At 56.0% G+C, this 16,923-nt stretch carries 13 protein-coding genes; 6 read left to right on the top strand and 7 right to left on the bottom strand.

What is annotated here, in order from left to right; all coding sequences use genetic code 11:
- Window positions 1-40: 40 nt before the first annotated feature.
- The 6 genes from SCARR_RS25380 to rpoD all read right to left on the bottom strand — a co-directional run bounded on the left by SCARR_RS25380 (window position 41) and on the right by rpoD (window position 9,787).
- Entirely contained in the window at window positions 41-2,977 is a 2,937-nt protein-coding gene (locus SCARR_RS25380; RefSeq protein ID WP_136065112.1) for a sulfatase-like hydrolase/transferase, read from the bottom strand.
- A gap of 46 nt (window positions 2,978-3,023) precedes the next feature.
- Window positions 3,024-3,410, bottom strand: a complete 387-nt coding sequence (locus tag SCARR_RS25385) for a response regulator (protein ID WP_136065114.1) — start codon at window positions 3,408-3,410, stop codon at window positions 3,024-3,026.
- 188 nt (window positions 3,411-3,598) lie between these two features.
- The gene (locus SCARR_RS25390) at window positions 3,599-4,234 is read right to left on the bottom strand and encodes a response regulator (protein ID WP_136065116.1); all 636 of its coding nucleotides are present in this window, start codon (window positions 4,232-4,234) and stop codon (window positions 3,599-3,601) included.
- Window positions 4,235-4,355: 121 nt separating this feature from the next.
- Complete coding sequence (locus tag SCARR_RS25395; RefSeq protein WP_136065118.1) at window positions 4,356-6,479, bottom strand: sensor histidine kinase; 2,124 nt, start codon at window positions 6,477-6,479, stop codon at window positions 4,356-4,358.
- A gap of 252 nt (window positions 6,480-6,731) precedes the next feature.
- Window positions 6,732-8,069 (bottom strand): uridine kinase family protein, encoded by a 1,338-nt coding sequence (locus SCARR_RS25400; RefSeq protein WP_136065120.1) that lies wholly within the window; start codon window positions 8,067-8,069, stop codon window positions 6,732-6,734.
- A 2-nt stretch (window positions 8,070-8,071) separates the two neighbouring features.
- On the bottom strand, window positions 8,072-9,787 hold the full coding sequence (gene rpoD / locus SCARR_RS29415) for an RNA polymerase sigma factor RpoD (RefSeq protein WP_222846462.1): 1,716 nt from the start codon (window positions 9,785-9,787) through the stop codon (window positions 8,072-8,074).
- 28 nt (window positions 9,788-9,815) lie between these two features.
- Here rpoD and SCARR_RS28720 point away from each other — a divergent pair, with 28 nt between their 5' ends.
- Genes SCARR_RS28720 through SCARR_RS25430 form a run of 6 tightly spaced genes read left to right on the top strand, consistent with a single transcriptional unit; the run spans window position 9,816 to window position 15,851 of the window.
- Entirely contained in the window at window positions 9,816-10,169 is a 354-nt protein-coding gene (locus SCARR_RS28720; protein WP_222846463.1) for a hypothetical protein, read from the top strand.
- A 31-nt stretch (window positions 10,170-10,200) separates the two neighbouring features.
- On the top strand, window positions 10,201-12,360 hold the full coding sequence (locus SCARR_RS25410; RefSeq protein ID WP_136065124.1) for a tetratricopeptide repeat protein: 2,160 nt from the start codon (window positions 10,201-10,203) through the stop codon (window positions 12,358-12,360).
- A gap of 38 nt (window positions 12,361-12,398) precedes the next feature.
- Window positions 12,399-12,767: a hypothetical protein gene (locus SCARR_RS25415; RefSeq protein WP_136065126.1), complete on the top strand. Its 369-nt coding sequence runs from the start codon at window positions 12,399-12,401 to the stop codon at window positions 12,765-12,767.
- A gap of 1 nt (window position 12,768) precedes the next feature.
- Complete coding sequence (locus SCARR_RS25420; protein WP_136065128.1) at window positions 12,769-14,238, top strand: leucyl aminopeptidase family protein; 1,470 nt, start codon at window positions 12,769-12,771, stop codon at window positions 14,236-14,238.
- A gap of 3 nt (window positions 14,239-14,241) precedes the next feature.
- On the top strand, window positions 14,242-14,775 hold the full coding sequence (locus SCARR_RS25425; protein ID WP_136065130.1) for a DUF456 domain-containing protein: 534 nt from the start codon (window positions 14,242-14,244) through the stop codon (window positions 14,773-14,775).
- Window positions 14,772-15,851: a hypothetical protein gene (locus tag SCARR_RS25430; protein ID WP_136065132.1), complete on the top strand. Its 1,080-nt coding sequence runs from the start codon at window positions 14,772-14,774 to the stop codon at window positions 15,849-15,851. The genes SCARR_RS25425 and SCARR_RS25430 overlap by 4 nt, the downstream gene beginning before the upstream one ends.
- A 99-nt stretch (window positions 15,852-15,950) precedes the next feature.
- On the opposite strand, the gene SCARR_RS25435 is transcribed toward SCARR_RS25430, so the two are convergent.
- Window positions 15,951-16,886: a 1-phosphofructokinase family hexose kinase gene (locus SCARR_RS25435; protein WP_168433615.1), complete on the bottom strand. Its 936-nt coding sequence runs from the start codon at window positions 16,884-16,886 to the stop codon at window positions 15,951-15,953.
- Window positions 16,887-16,923 lie beyond the last annotated feature (37 nt).

Here is a 16,923-nt window from a genome sequence, read left to right on the forward strand (position 1 = left end):
GGGACTCCTCCTCTTCTGCTTTCGGCACAGACCGACCATCCTACTCCCCAACCATCAGGCGGATGAAGACCTGGCTGTTGGTGGTTGGCACTTCATTGGTTACGGCTTCGAAATCGGCATCGATGTTTCCGGCCACCGGCAGTTCTGTGTACCCGCTGTTTACCCAATCGTTGGAAGTTAGATTGGAGCTGGTTTCGACCGCATAAACCAACCCCGAATGCCTGCGACGTGGATAGATGTATTCCAAAATTTCCCGCTCCTCCGCCAAGGCTCCTGTGGGAAAGAAGGCTGGAAGATGGCCGATCACGCCCGGATTGGTTGGATTTCCGCCGAAAGCAAACTCGTGCAGATTGTCCATACCGTCACCATCCGGATCGACGGTTTTACCGGCCACCTCATAGTTGATCATCCACTGGCCAAACATCCCGTCAATGTCGGTAGAGAGCAACACATCGTCCACCAGATAGACATCGCCCTTTTCCGAATCGTGCTCGCTATATAAAACGCCATCATCGTCGTGATGGAAAAAGACGCCGATGCGGTTCCCCGAAGTGATGCCCGCCGCAGCCATATCAGCAGGAGAAAGCGTCAGGCTAAAGGTGCCCGTATCGCCTTGCGCCGGCGCGTTGGTGTCGCCGAAAACCAGACTATCAGGGGTTAAACGCTGCACAATGGAACCATCCACGGCATCGATTTCAGCCAGCCCGGCAATGAAGCCCAAAGACAGGAATGGTGTACTGTCCATTTCCCAGTTGCCCGACAACGTATAGATTCGGTTGGTATCGATCGATGTTGTGGTTGAACAAACAGTTACCACCTCATCGTAGCCCCATCCAATGCGTAGCTCCTTTCCCTGAAGCTCTCCATAGTCCCCGATGTGGACTGACGTATCATTAGCCGACTCGTCTCTGGCCCAGTTTATGGTGGCCTGATGGTGCCAAACCCCGAAGGCATACGGAGCATTTTCAATATCTCCAGCATCGATTGATGTTTCAAAATCATCAAACAACAAAGCATTATTGGTTCCCGTGGCGGCATCTAGAACGGAACTGACCATCCCCGTATAACCGAGTGCATCACGCATTTGCACGGAATAGGAATAGGTCAGGCCGGGCAACAGCTTGTCATCGATAAAAACCGGCGACAGTTGCCAATCCGACGACGAGCCGCCTTCATGACCGCTGTATTCCGCGAACCGATACTCCACCGGCTCGCTGAAATCTGCTCCAGAATGGGAGGTCATGGAAATCGTTGAAGAACCAATCGCTCTGGGCACGACTGCAAACCCGGCAGGGTTCGGCAAGGGCGGATGTACATCGGGGGCAACATAGGCGGTGGTGGTTCGGGGATCATTCTTCTGATCATGCTGAAGGTAGAGCGAGTGAAGCTCATTGCTCAGCGCAACGTGTTCCGGCAATGGAACCCCTTCCAGCAGATTGGTGGATTGGCCGAGATCGTCCGCAAGATTATAGAGTGGGCCTCCGCCTTTGGCCTGATCGAAGAACATCACGAAATCACCCTGCCGGATGGCGTAGGGATACACTTTGGAGTTCTGGCTCTGGTGAATCATGAAATCGTGGACGGGGACGTTTTCATCCTGTTCACCGAGAAGAATAGGCAGAATATTCGCGCAATCCATTGCCTGATCAGCGGGCATGCTGTTGGTGGTCAACGCATACATCACCCCCACCCAGTCGTGGCCGCAGATGAGCTGGTCGCTCACGGAATTAGTTTCGATCATGCCCAGCCACATCGCCACAAACGGAACACGGTACCCGCCCTCCTCCATCTGAGCCTTCCAGCCGCGCAAAGCCCCCGTTGAATCATAGTCCGGCAAGCCGCGGTCAGTTCCCAGCCCCCCATTGTCCGAAGTAAACATGACCAGCGTATTGGTCAGAATGCTGTCCGAAAAGTTGCCGTCACCGTTCGGATCATCCAAACTGTTCAGGATGCGACCCACCTGCAGATCGAGCTCGTAGATGATGTCGGCAATATTCGAGCCGCCCGTCGCCCCGGCCACGGGCACATTCGGCGGCGTGCCCGGCGTTCCATCCGCGTTCGGTTCAAAATCGATGGGCGGGGTGTGAGGCAGATGCACCTGTGGCGAGCAATAGTACATCATGAACGGCGTGTCCGGATGGTTCGCCACGTGATCGCCAATGAAAGTCGCCGCCTTCTTCGAGTTGATGATTCCGTTCTGGCTGGAGTTCCAGTTTACGTCGCCGAGCGTGTCGGCAAAATCCTGGATAACGCCCGTACCGTTCACGCCGGGATGGCTCCCGACCGCCCAATCCATCAGATCGGAATTCATTCCGGGCAAAGACGGGTTCAGCGGGTCGGCGGGATCGATTTTCACGAAACGGTCGTTTTCAAAATACAGATAGGGAGCATTCTGGATGCCGCCATGTGTGCAGAAAGTGTAGTCGAACCCGTAGGTGGTCGGAAAATTCGGCATGACGGATTCATAATCCTCGGCACCGCCGCCAAAATGCATTTTGCCGAAAAAGGCGGTTCGATAACCCGCAGTCTTTGCAATTTCCCCCACCGTTACATGCTTTCGCCCATTGGAAAACGCGCTCGTTGCCGTGAACCCCCACGTGCCCCACTGCACCCCGTTGCGGTAGGGGTTCGATCCCGTCATCATCGAAAAGCGCGTCGGGGCGCACAACGCCGCCGGAGAATGCGCATCCGTAAACATAATGCCCTGCTCCACCATCCGGTCAAGGTTTGGAGTCGGAATAGGATCGTTCAACCCCTGACAACGCCTATAGGCCGCGATGTCCGACCATCCCCAATCGTCCGCCATGATCATAACAACATTAGGAAGACCGGAGCCAATCGACCTATTTATGACATCGTGCTCCTCCACATCGGAATTCACATCGGCATTCACATCAACCACATATGTTGCGGACTGAGCCGACGTCAAGAATACTAGTGATAAGGCAATCACCATCCAAAGTTTGCTTTGCGTCATCGAGACTGCTCCCTCTAGGTTGATTGTAAAAACCAGATACCCTCGATCAGGCGACGGCTGGACTCAAATCATCCGCAAAAACCTCTCGCAAACCTTGTACGATTTCGGGGCCATCGGACTCCTTCAACAGATAACCTGAGGCTCCCGCCTTCAACGCTGCCGCGACCTTTTCCTTCTCCTTAAAAACGGTCAGAACCATCACGGCAACCTTGGGGGCGATTCTGGACAGCTTCCGGATGGCCTCAACCCCGCTCATGCCGGGCAAACCCAGATCCATCAGCACCACATCCGGTGAAGCCTCAGAAGCCAATGCCTCAAAAAATTCCGAGCACGCAGGAAACACGCGTCCTACGTCAACCTGATCTTCGAGTTCAAGCGAGGCCCGCAGGTTACGGCGGTAACCGGCGTCATCTTCAACAATCCATATATTCATTGGTTTCACGGCTATATATTCCTAATTGAGAGGGTATTGTCCCAATTCGAGGGCACGCCGTCTACTGGAGGAATCTCTAGGTGTGAAAGACCGGTCAAAAGTCGCAGGTCGAAAAGTCGAAAGGCTTTTCCGTGCGGAATCCACAGACCTAGGACATTCGACCTTTCGACTTTCGGACAACCAAAGAATTAAATAATTCCGGAACGCAACGCTTTGGCGACGGCGCCGGTTTGGGACTGTACGTGAAGCTTTTTGTAGATATTGGTGAGATGGAAGCCAGTGGTGCCGACACTGATGTTCAGCACGTCGGCGATTTCCTTGACCGCCAACCCTTCTGCCAGTTTTTCGAGAACTTCGATTTCGCGGCCGGACAGGTTGAACTCTTCGGTGGGCGCCGGTTTACGAAGCTGTTCCACCACGATCTTTGCAACGGCGGGACTCAATGCGGAACCGCCCACCAAAACCTCCTGCAAACCCTTAACGATTTCGGGGCCGTCGGACTCCTTCAACAAGTATCCCGCCGCACCCGCATCCAACGCCTCGAGCACCTTTCCCTTGTCCTTGAATACGGTCAGCACCATAACCGCAATGTCCGGGGCTACTTGGGCGAGTTTGCGTATCGCTTCGAGTCCGCTCATGCCGGGCAATCCCAGATCCATCAGTACGATATCCGGCGCATCCTCTGTCTTTAATGCCTCGAAAAACTCAATGCACGAAGGGAACACGCAACTCACGGAAATGTGTTTTTCCAGCTCAAGCGACATGCGCAGGTTACGTCGATAACTGGCATCATCTTCTACAAGCCATATATTGATCGGTATCATCTTCACTCCGTTCAGAACTCCGAATATCGAATAAGAAACTTCGAATCATGAAGTCTGGCATTCTGCATTCATTATTCCCTGTTCGTTATTCATCGGTTTCAACTGAAGTTGCAAAGCAACCTCAGTTGGAGGTTTGGTATGTATGATCCGTTCGGATCAGCAAGGCGCTCAACGGCACGGTCAGCGCTACCGTTGTCCCTTTTCCAGGTTCTGTTTGCAAATCCATTTTCCCGCCCAGTTCCGCCGCCCGTTTTCCCATGCTGTCGACGCCCCAACCCTCGCGGTTTTCTTTGCGGTCAAAGCCGCAGCCGTTGTCCTCCAGGCTGAGCGTTAGGATTTCATTGTTTACCGATATGCGAAGCTGTACCTCCGTCGCTCCGGAGTGCCGAGCGCAATTATGCACGGCCTCCTTGAAAAACATGAGTAGATGACGCTTAAAGGGTAGAGGAACCTCACGGTTCGGGCAGCTCGCGGGCAGATCCACAATCAACTCTATCCCGCTAAGCACACGCTCTGCACGCTCGGTAAGTTTTTTCAGCAATTCCGGCAGGCGGATTGTGACTTGATCAATAACCCAGACCACATCTTTTAACGAAGCAGAAGCCTCGCGGGCCATCAAAGAGAGTTCGGAAAGATCCGATGGAGTTGCGCCGGCATCCTCCATGCGTCTAGCCGCCAGGGTAATGCCGCCTAAACTGCTGCCGACCTCATCGTGGAGATCACGCGTGATGCGGTTCTTCAGTTTTTTAAGCACCTTCCGACGCTGCAGGCGCTGCAAGCCCATCGCACCGAGCAATCCAACACCGATTAATCCGCCCCCCCAAATGCTCGCCCGGAATTTGAGTCCACTCCAAGCGTCCCGCGCCAGCTCCAATTTCTGCTCTACCACGGCCAACCGTCTATCGAGCGGCCTGCGCAGAGCCAGACCTTTAATCCATTCCACTTCGCGAAGAATACGGCGCTTCCGGCTGAACCCATCGACCAAACGCGGCAACTGTTCCATTCCCGCCTGCGGGATTCCCGACGCTGATACGGCACAGTTGAGCGACCAGACCTCGTCATATTCCGATACCCGGATCTCGCCCAAACCCAAAATCTTTTTTCCCTTATATGTGCCAAGGTCATCAAGGGTAAGGCGTATATAGCGCGCTTTTTCCCCTCTGGTAATGACGTTCAGCAGATTATCGTTATGCAAACGTCCCCGCACACTGCTAGCCTCAAACCGTTGTGCCTCGTTAAAATCCGGATGATTCGAAATCTCAACAGAAACCATTCCCGGAAACCCAAACTGAGGTATAGCCATTCCATTCGGCGCTTGAGCCGGCCAAAGCTGCACACGGCCAATGCGTTGCACCTGACCCAGATCCAACACGACCTGCACCGGATCCCCGCAAAAATCTTCACCATCCCAAGACACCATGAAATCTTCTACTTCGGAAACCTCTTCACTCAACGGCATCCCCAATCCCGAAACACCATCATTCAGATAGCTTACATCCCACAATGGAATTTTCGACAATGAGTTCGTTGTGCCAAGCAACACCGTATCCCAGCCCATCATATTATCGCCAAGCCGATCCGTGTTCTCCGGATCTCGGAACAGATAGATTTCTCCCAGCGCATGGAAGGAAGCACCTGCCCCCTCCGGCAGCATAGTCATCCGAAGTTGATAGACCCCGATATCCCCAATAAAAAAGAATACAGGATACGGTCCGGGATCCGGAAAATCCTCATCCATCCAGTTGACCACTTCAACCCATTCATACGGAGGCGATGAAACAACCCACTTCCCTTCTGGACCGCCTACCCATCCGGCCCCACGGTCGACCACTTCGATCTTAAATCGTTTCGGGAACGCATAACTTCCCGTTTTCCCAGGAACAAAAGCCGGCACCAATGCAATTGCGCCCAGTTCGGGATCAAATCGAAATTGAACGTCAATCTGACTGATTGACTCACCGTCGTGCTCCGCCTCATCCAATGGCAGGGAATGATACCCCATATGATCGGACAGCGGCCGGGGCGCATGCTGAGGCAAACGCGAGATCTCTTTCAACAGTAGTTTTTGCTCTTCTTCCAGTTGCTGAATACGCGCAGGAAGCCAGTGTCTCAAAGTCACGTCGTTTTCTATACGTTCCGGCACCAGATCGGGCCTTCGGGGATCCACCGGCTCCGCATAGGAAAGACCGGCCCATACAAGCACCCATCCAGAAAGAAACAACTTAACTGGTTCATAATTCGCCATCAAACAACCTCACTAAAACTCCCTTCAACAAACTATCTCACATACGCAGCACCCATTCGGTGAGATAATGAAACTTCAATAGCATGCGACAACGGCCCTGTCATCCATGAACAAAAAAATACAGCCAATACAGCATGATGTACAAGGGAACACCGCTGACGGGCAATGAGGACATTGCCCCTCCATAAATTCACCCAGCGACCACATATTTAATTGAAACGATCCAGCCCCTAAGCGACCTGATTCAACCGTTTAATAGGTGTAGTCGCTGCCGCCGATGAATTCGCGGAAGAGGGAGTTGGAAGAAATACGGGACTCGTCCACCCCGCTCTGCAGAGGCGCAAGGAACTGCATCACGCGCTGGGCGCGCAAGTAGGCATCCTGACGCTTAAAGTCATCGCGATAACGTTCGATCGCCTCGGGGAAGAAATGGAACAACTTGTCCTTCAGCACCGGGAATTCGTAGGGCATCGCGCTATTAACGACAAAGTCGACGTTTCCGATGAAGGGAATGATGTACTGCAGCTCGCTTTTGCGGACATAGTGCCAATGGGTGAGCGTCAGCATGGGATCGTGGCTGCGGTTCCAGCTGTCGCGAATCATGCGGCGCATCAAGCGGTGGTCGGCCCAGCGCATGAATTCGTCGCCGCCGCTGCGCAGCTGCCCGAGCGTTTCAATGTATAGCCGGAACTTGTGGGCATCCGGCACGCTGCGGGTCATGTCTGAATAGAGGCCGTGCAGGCAGTCCATCAGTAGGATTTCATCGTCGGCCAGATGCATTTCGTGGACGTCGAGCGTCCGCTTGCCGGTGTGGAAATTGTAGTGCGGTGTTTTGACGGCATTGCCGGCCAGAAGCTGCTCTAGATGCTCGTTGATCAGCTCAATATCGAGCGCCTGCGGCGTTTCATAGTCGTAGTCGCCAAACTCGTCTTTGGGGTGCTGTTCAAGATCGTAGAAATAGTGGTCGACGTTGATGGCCTTGAGCTTTTTTCCGTGGAAGGAAAGCTGTTCCTCCATCTTGATGGTGGTGGTGGTTTTGCCGGAAGAGGACGGACCGGCCACGATGACCAGCCGGACGTCGTCGCCGTGGTCGAGCAGCCGCGTTGCGGCGGCGCGGCATTCATCGGCATAGCGCTGTTCACAAGCGGCCACTAAATCCGGATAGTTCCCGTCGGCAATGATTTGGTTGATGCCTTCAACGGACTCGCACCCATGCTCGATGTTCCAGCGGAGCACTTCGTAAATAAGCTTGTAGGGAATGTTGTCGGTCGCCTCGATGGCGCCGCGCTTGGCCTCGCGCACCTCGGTGCGCTTTTGGCGGTAGATGATGTAGGCGCGGGCGGTCTTGACGTGCCCGCTTTCCATCAGCAATGCTTCGACGATGTCCTGAAGATCCTCGACCGTTGGAACCTGCGCAGCATAGCTGTTGCTGGTGCGCTGTTCCACTAGGCCGGCCAGACGCTCGGCCTCTTCAAAGCCAAAGCCGCCGCAGGAGGCGGCGGCTTTGAGTATCGCATTGGCGATACGGCCTTTGTCGTAGGGAGCAACCTGTCCGTCACGCTTAATGATGGTTCTGGTTTTCCCCTTCATGGCTATTCGCCGTCCAAGAAGCCCTCGAGCTTGCGGATACGGGTCGGGTGGCGCATTTTGCGGAGCGCCTTCGCTTCGATCTGGCGAATGCGTTCGCGAGTGACGTTAAACTTGCGTCCCACTTCCTCCAACGTGCGCGGATAGCCGTCGACCAGTCCGAAACGAAGCGTCAGCACTTCCTGCTCGCGCTCGGTCAGGGTTTGCAGGACGTCGCCGATCTTTTCCTTCAGCAGGCTGAACGCGGTCATTTCGTCGGGCTTCTCGGCCGACTTGTCTTCGATGAAGTCGCCAAAGTGCGTATCGTCGCTGTCGCCGATCGGGCTCTGCAGCGAAATCGGCTGCTGGGCAATCTTCAAGATGGCGCGCACGCGCTCAACGGGCAGCTCCATCTCGTCGGCCAGCTCTTCCGGGGAGGCTTCGCGGCCGAACTCCTGCAGCAGCTGCTTCTGGATGCGCATCAGCTTGTTGATGGTTTCGATCATGTGGACCGGAATACGGATAGTACGCGCCTGGTCGGCAATCGAACGGGTGATCGCCTGCCGGATCCACCAGGTGGCATAGGTACTGAATTTGTAGCCTCGGCGGTATTCAAATTTTTCCACCGCTTTCATCAGCCCCATGTTGCCTTCCTGAATCAGGTCGAGGAAGGAGAGCCCGCGGTTGGTGTATTTCTTGGCGATACTGATCACCAAGCGCAGGTTGGCCTCGATCATCTCGGTCTTGGCCTTCAATCCCTTGCGCAGCCAGACCCGCAAATCCGCATAGTGCGCGGAAAACTCTTTCTGCTCCATCTGCAGATAGGTCTCCAACTCACGAATCTCCTTGCGGACCTCGCGAAGATCGGCCACGGCGCTTTTGGCGCGGCTCTTTTTCAGTCGGTCGATTTCATCGAGGAAATTCTTCATTTTTCCGTGGTGCTTATCGACTTCCGGAACAATGTCTTCGATGGCCTTCTGCTTAAAGTGCAGCTGCTTGAAATATTCGGTAAGCCGCTCCTGCGCCTTGTCGAAAAGCTTCATGGCCTTCTTTTCGTCTTCGCTGCCGTTCTTGGCCTTGACGTATTCAAGATAATACTTGAGCTTCAGCTCGCGGTTGCGGTCGATGCCCTTAAGCACCTTGGGCAGATCGTTGAAATAGTCTTCGCGGCATTCAACGTGCTTATCGGAAATAATGCGGTCGAAACGTTCTTTGCCCATTTCCAAGCGGGTGATGACGCCGAGATAGGCAGCGGTGGCGCAGCCGAGGCGGTTGAACATTTTGGTGGTGGCAATTTCCGCCTCTTCGATGCGCATGGAGATTTCAACCTCCTGTTCGCGCGTCAACAGCGGCACCTGACCCATTTGCTTGAGGTACATGCGAACCGGATCGTCGAGCACGTCGCTGCGGGCGCTCTGCTTATCGGCCTGCTCTTTTTCAAGACGCGCCTGAAACTCTTCTACATCATCCTGGCGGATGATTTCGATTTCCATGCTCTGCAGCAGCCCGACAATCTTGTCGATATCCTCGACGACCACCATGTCTTCCGGAAATGCTTCGTTAATATCTTCGAAGGTCAAAAAACCATGATCCGCCGCCAAAGCCATGAGCTCCTTGATACGGTCGTTGCGTTCCTCGCGCTCCATCAGCGAAACGCCCCCGGCGGTAGCCTCTTCGACCGCCTTGACGGTATCATCTACCCGCTTCTTGTCATGAGCCTCCTGCGCTTCAGCCTTAGTCATCTTTCTTGGCTTCGCTTTGGTCTCGGCCTTGGCCGTCTTTTTTGGTGCAGCCTTGGCCACGGCCTTTTTCTTTGCGGGGGCCTTTTTCTTTGCAGAAACGGGCACTCTCTTCGCGGGATCCGCCGCTTTTTTAGAAACATTGATCGTCGTGGAGGCCTTGCTTCCCGAAGTTTTATTGGAAGTTGCTTTCGCGATTTTTTTCGTTGCGGTTTTCTTCTTGGAAGGGGTCTTCTTCGATACAGCCATGGCAGTCCTTGGTTATAAAAGCACACAATTCACCTATTATAGCGGCGAAACAGGGGAATTAATAGAAACTTGCGCCTTCCGTCAACGTAATTTGTCAAAAATTGTTTTAAAGGCGCATTCCACTAATTTCGCTTGAAGATTTCCGGCGCAGCAAACACTATTTTGCCATGACTTTTATTTTCCGGAAATATCCTTCGCATCCGTGGCTCAACGAATGGACGCTGGAGCCCCGTGGCTGCGGCGCCGCATTCCACGAAAAAAACGCGGGGCTTTTTTTCCAAACCCTCGAAATCGTTGGGCGGGTGGCGCCGAATCTGGAAAACCCAGCGTGGTGCCTGCAGATTCCCGTTCCTCAAAACAGCCGCACCAACATGCTGTTCAACGGTTTTTGCGCCTATTTAGAGCGCCGTAAAAACATTTTTGCCGCCGAAGTGATCGTGCCCGAAGCCGGCGTGCTCTGGGGACGCTACGCCGGCATTCCCGATCCCGTACTGGCGACCGAATGCGAAACCGACACCGCCGACGGCCTCCAATGGCTGGAGCATGACGATTCGCCGGCTATGCTGGCCGTGCGCAACGGGCACTTCTGCCTGATTACCAAAGCGCGCATCCGCGACGACGCCGCACGCCTCGCCCTCTCCTATCTCGAACGCGACATCGAGGAGGAGCTGCTGAAGGAATACGAGCACCGAAGCGGCGCGTTCAGCCTGTTCGAACTCATGGCCCACCACGACTCGTTGGCCGCCATCAGCGCCGAATGCATGATGCGCGCCCTGCGCCCCGCCGAAGGGGTTATTCCCATGGCATGGAGCCAGTCGCCCGAAACGGAGGCTCCCGCGCTCAATGCGAACGAGCTGCATCCGCTCGCGCTGGCCTGGAGCCACATCGACATCCACACCGCAGAAGAACTGATGCTTTGCACGCTTAAAACGCAGGCCAGTTCCGGCGCGATACCCGTCCACCTCTCTCCGCACGGCGCGCACTCCGTTCTGGAAGCCCCCAAACCCTTGCTGGCCAAAACTGCCGAAGCCGTTTGGCGCGTGCGCCGAAACCCTGACTTTCTTTCCGCCATCATCCCCCTGCTCCGCCGCCACCTGCAATGGCTGCTGCATCATTTCGACCCTAAGCGCCGAGGCATGCATTGCTGGCAGAACAGCAGTGAAATCCCGACTCCCGAAATTTACGAAACCGACCTCTCCACGGTGGATTTGACCGTGCTGCTGCTCACCGAAATCGACGCCCTCAACCACCTGCGCGAGCAGTCCGCGCCCTACGCTGACTATCCGTCCTATTTCCCGGAAGAGCGCGAAGCCCTCGAGCACAACCTTGTTGATCAATTCTGGAACGACGAGGAATCCGCATTCACCAACGCCTTTGTGCGTGGCGTGGCCACCAAGGTGGAGGGCATCCCCTCGCTTACACCTTTGCTTTGGAAGCCGTTGTCGAACATGTACCGCAGCGCCATCATGGAACGACTGAAAGAATCGGGGTCGCTGCCCGGAGGGGTTGACGTGCTCTCGTGGCACAAGTCTTCATTAGAGAATCAAGGATTCCCGCTTCACCAGCAGCTGCTGGTGCTCGATGCGCTCAAGGTCGCCGACCCGCACGGCACGCTCGTCAGCGACTTTTCGCGGATAACGCTGCAGGGCTTCGTCGAGTGGCACTCCCTTTCGCTGGAGGAGCATAAAGCACTTCGCATCGCCCCAACCATCGCCGCCTTCATCATAAATGTCCAGGCCACCCACCAATACCGCTACCACGCCAAAGGCGGCATTACCGGATACCTGTTCAAACTGTTCCGAAAAATGCGCACCGACCGCTTCGACCTCTTCGTTGTTTTGGTCACGCTGTTCACCGTGTTCGCCGTCCATACCATCTACAGCCTCTTGCATCAGCCCCCTCCGCTCAACCTGCTTCAGGCGCAAATGAACAGCGCCTATTCCAGCAAAGACGCCACCGAAACGTTGAAAAACTGCCAGAACATCATCAAGCACTACCCCGACGAGGCGTCAATGGCCAACCTGCTGGCCGGCAACATCTTGTTGATGCAGGGCGATCCGGCAACAGCCAGCGCCCTGCTCACCAAGGTCCGCGCAACCCATCCCGACAGCCCAGGCCCGATGATTTCCCTCGGACTCGCCCTGCAGCAGCAGGGCCGCTTCAAGGAGGCCGAGGAAAACTATGCCGAATTCTGCTATCTCTTCGATGAAATCTTCCCCGAACTGGTGTCAGAAATAAACCAATACCGCTACTTGGCCAAAGAACGGTTCCGGTCGCCTCCAAAGTGGACGGAAATTTATCGATATCAGCTTATGCATGAATTATAGTCCCGCGCATTAATCAACGTAAAACCGGAAGATTTAATATGAAAAACATACTGCTCATTACCGCGGCCGCATCGATCCTTCTTTGCGCAGGCTGTGCCGACAAAGCCGAGAAGGAGGCCAAACCCACCTTCCTGTTCTGGTGCTTCCGCAAGGAAATCCAGCAGCAGAACTATCACGTACCCGAACTGAAAACCCCCGCCCAGGCCGCTTACATCCAAGGCCGCCTCAAGAGCATTCCCGGCTATGTCGACAGCAGCTGGAACCTTGAAAACGGCCTCTTTACGGTCAGCTACAAAAGCAGCGAAGTCCGCACTATGAATTTTGAAGAAGCCATCGCCCTCTCCGGTTTCGCCGCCAACAACCGGCCGGCCAACCCGAAGGCCAAAATCCCCGACGGAGTAAAATAACATGAAACTCACCATCTCCCCCTCCCCCTTGGCCGAGCAGAAAAAAGATGCCATCATCATCTTTTTCCAAGGCGCTGACCCCCTGTTGCCCTCCGGCCATGCCGCACTGAAAAAGCTGGTTGCTGCATACGTTAAAAACGCCGCCTTCAAAGGGCAGGCCGGTCAGACCGCAGTTTTCCCGCTGCCGGAAAAAATGAAGGCGAACCGATTGATCGTTGCCGGACTCGGCGAAGACAAGGATTTCTACAACGGCCTGCTCGAACAAGCCGCGGCCGCGGCCGTAAAGGCCGGACGCGCCGCCGGCATGAAGTCGTTCGCCATGGCATCAACGATCAAACTCACGGGCGTGTCCGAAGCCGACTACCAGCTGCTCGCCGGGCGCGGCGCCGCTTGGGGAACCTATGAGTTCTCCACCTTCAAGTCGGACCACAAAAAGAAGCCCGCGGCCTCACTGGTTTTTGCCGGCGCCGTAAAGGACCGCACCGCCGTCAAGAATGCCGAAGCGCAAGGCACCGCCCTGCTCGACACCGCCAACGTGGCCAACCTGCCCGGCAACGAAGCCCCGCCGGCCAAAATCGCCGATTGGGCTAAAGCCATGGCCAAAGCCAACGGGCTATCCTGCCAAGTGCTTGGCAAAGCCGAACTCACAAAAAAAGGCTGCGGCGGAATCCTATCCGTTGCACAGGGCAGCGCGCAGGATGCAAAAATGATCATTCTCAAGCATGCCGGCACCGACAAAACCGCCAAACCCATCGTACTCGTCGGCAAAACCGTCACCTTCGACAGCGGAGGCATTTCGCTCAAACCCGGCAAAGGCATGGGCTGGATGCGCTACGATAAATGCGGAGGCATGGCCGTCCTCACCGCCATGCAGATGATTGCCCGCATGAACGTGAAGACGCCCGTGGTCGGCATCCTCGGCGCAGCCGAAAACATGCCCGGCTCGCGGGCCACCCGCCCCGGCGACATCATCAAAGCCTACAATGGCAAAACCATTGAAGTGCTTAACACTGATGCCGAAGGCCGCCTCGTACTGGCCGATGCCCTCGGACTAGCCGCCGAAATGAAGCCCGCAGCCATCGTCGATCTCGCCACGCTGACCGGCGCCGTGATCGTCGCCCTCGGCTCCGCCGCCTCCGCCGTGCTCGGCAACGACCAAAAACTGATCAACCAACTCGTTTCTTCCGGCACCGAAGCTGGCGAGCGACTCTGGCAGCTGCCGCTCTACAAGGACTATTCCGATGAGATGAAGTCCGACTTTGCCGACCTCTCCAACCTCGGGAAATCCGGCGGGGCCGGCACCGCCACCGCGGCCGCGTTCCTTCAGGAATTTGTCCCCGACGGCATTCCCTGGGCACATATCGACATTGCCGGCACGGCCTGGGTAGAATCAGCCAAGCCTTATCAGGACGCCGGCGCAACGCTGTTTGGTTCGCGCCTGCTCGCGCAGTGGATCAGCGCGCAAGGCTGACGCATGGAAGTCGACTGGCATTCGGTCGGATCGGTCGGCATCTATTCGCTGGCGGGCTTCCTCTGCCTGATTGCCTTCGTGCTCTCCTGCCTGTCGCTATCCGGCACATGGGTGGTGCTGGGCGCAACCGGACTCGTCGCATGGTCTCGATGGCCGGCGTTCCCCGGCATTGGCACCCTCGTGGTTTTCCTGCTCCTTTGCATCGCCGTTGAAGTCATCGAAGGACTGGCCGGCGCGTGGGGCGTTCAAAAGCGCGGCGGCTCCAAGGCGGCCGGCTGGGCGGCGCTCGGCGGAGGCTTTCTCGGCATGATGCTAGGCGGCTTCATTCCTGTCCCGGTCATCGGCAGCCTGCTCGGCATGATAGCCGGAAGCTTTGGATGCGCCTTTCTGGTGGAGCACGCCAAAATGAAAAAGGCCGGCCACGCCGCGCACGTAGCCACCGGCGCCGTACTGGCACGGCTCGGCGTCATCTTCCTCAAGGTCGGCGTCACGCTAGCCATGACCTTCGCCCTCGCCATCGGAATTGCTGTCACATGAAAAAGATCGCATACTACATCACCGCCCACGGCTACGGGCACGGAACCCGCTCGTGCGACATCCTCAACGCGTTGCAGGCCGCCGCGCCGGACGTTTCAATCATCATCAAAACAGATCTCCCAGTCGACTTCATCGCCAGCCGAATTACGCACGGCATCGAGCATCGGTGCGGCGCGTTCGACGTCGGCCTCATCCAACAGGATTCGATCCAGATTGACCTCGAAGCCTCGATCGAAGCCATCGAGACCCTTTATAAACGGGAAGAGGAACTCATTGCCCAAGAGATGGCGTTTCTACAGGAGGAAAACGTGGGCGTGGTCGTAGCCGACATCCCTGCCATTCCGCTGGCCGCAGCGCAGCGGGCCGGCATTCCAAACATTGCAACCGGCAACTTTGGATGGGACTGGATCTACTCCGAATTCATCGGTCATGATCCGCGCTGGCAAATCTATGTCGATAAGTTCCGCGCCGTCTATGAACGCACCGACCTGCTGATGCGCCAGCCGTTCGCTGAACCCATGTCGGCCTTCCCCAATCAAATTGATTTGCCGCTGCTCGCCAAGCCCGGCATCAACCGGCGGAGCGAACTGTCCCAAGCCGCCGGCGCCGATCCAGAGAAACAGTGGGTGCTGCTTTCGTTCACCACGCTTAACCTCGACGCCCATGCATTGGAAAATCTGTCACACCTGCGCAGGTGTGACGTTTTTGCGGTGGAACCACTGGAATGGCCGGGCTCGGTTGTGCGCACCATCTCGCGCTCTACCGCCTCGTTTGCCGACGTGCTGGCTTCAATGGATTGCGTAGTCACCAAGCCCGGCTTCGGGATCGTTTCCGAGTGCATTGCCAACGACAAACCCATCATCTACGCCGACCGCGAAAACTTCCGGGAATATCCGGTGCTGGTGGAAAGCATCGAGCACTATTGCCGCAACGCCTTTATTCCGACAACCGACCTTTATGCCGGAAACCTTGGGCGCGCCCTGGAACAGGCCGAAAAGGCAACGGCCCCGCCGGAACAAATGCCGCGTGGCGGAGCAGAGATCGCCGCCCGGCACATTCTCGAACGGCTGGGTTAGGTTGCGTGGGGCTGGATTCCGGTCCGGCGCCCCTTTGCACGCATGACGCCGGATCGGAATCCGGCCCCACAGTAAAAGCCGCACCATTCGTTAACCACCCTAGCCTAGCGGCGCCACCCGAACTTGTGCACTCAAGCGCTCAACGTCTTCAAGTTTGAGCATCCCCGAAACCAAATTCAGCGCATTGGCCGCCCCGCAGGCCATGCCGTTGGTCAGTGCGCCGGAAATATCCGACCCGTTGTTCAATGCCACAGCCATGCCGGCCGTCACCGCATCGCCGCTCCCCACAGGATTCACCGCCTCGATCTTCGGCGGAAAAATTTCAAAAGCCCGGGATGAATCCACGAAAAAAGCCGTGCGTCCGCCCCGCGTGATCAATACGGCCTGTGCGCCGCTGGCAATCAATTCCTTGCACGCCCCCAGCAAATCATCGCCGCCCATCGTCTGCAGCAGCTCCACATCATTAATCTTCACCATGAAGGGCTTGTGCTCCAGCGCCAACAACAGCGGCTCACCCGGCGCATCCAAAATCACGCGCCCACCCTGCTCATGAACCATCCTGCAAATTTGAGCATAGGCATCGACCGGAGCCCCGGCAGGCAGCTTCCCCGAAACGGGAACAATGGCGCCCGTAAGTTCCAATGATTCGAACAGCTTCATCATGTGCCGCCAATTATCATGGCTAAGCGGCGGCATTTCCTCCACCAACTCCGTCGTTTCCGGATTCCCCGCTTCCACCAGCGTTTGGCATACGCGCGTTTCACCTTCCACCACGACATGACGGCAGCCAACATCCTCCGTATCGAGCATCTGCCTCAGCAGCGTGCCGTTTGCCCCGCCGACAAATCCGACCAATATCGGACTCCCCCCTTGCTGCTTCACCATGCGCGCCGTATTAGCCCCCTTGCCACCAATTCCGATGGTGACTTTAGAAGCTCGGTTAACAATGCCTTTTTCAACTTTCGGGAATTCAAGAATGCGCTGTACGCACGGCGTAAATCCGCAACAGATAATGGGTTTTGATGATGTCTTCATATGCAAAACATAATAACGCAATTTTTTCATGAATTCA

The sequence above is a fragment of the Pontiella sulfatireligans genome (genome assembly GCF_900890705.1).
Lineage (GTDB): Bacteria > Verrucomicrobiota > Kiritimatiellia > Kiritimatiellales > Pontiellaceae > Pontiella > Pontiella sulfatireligans.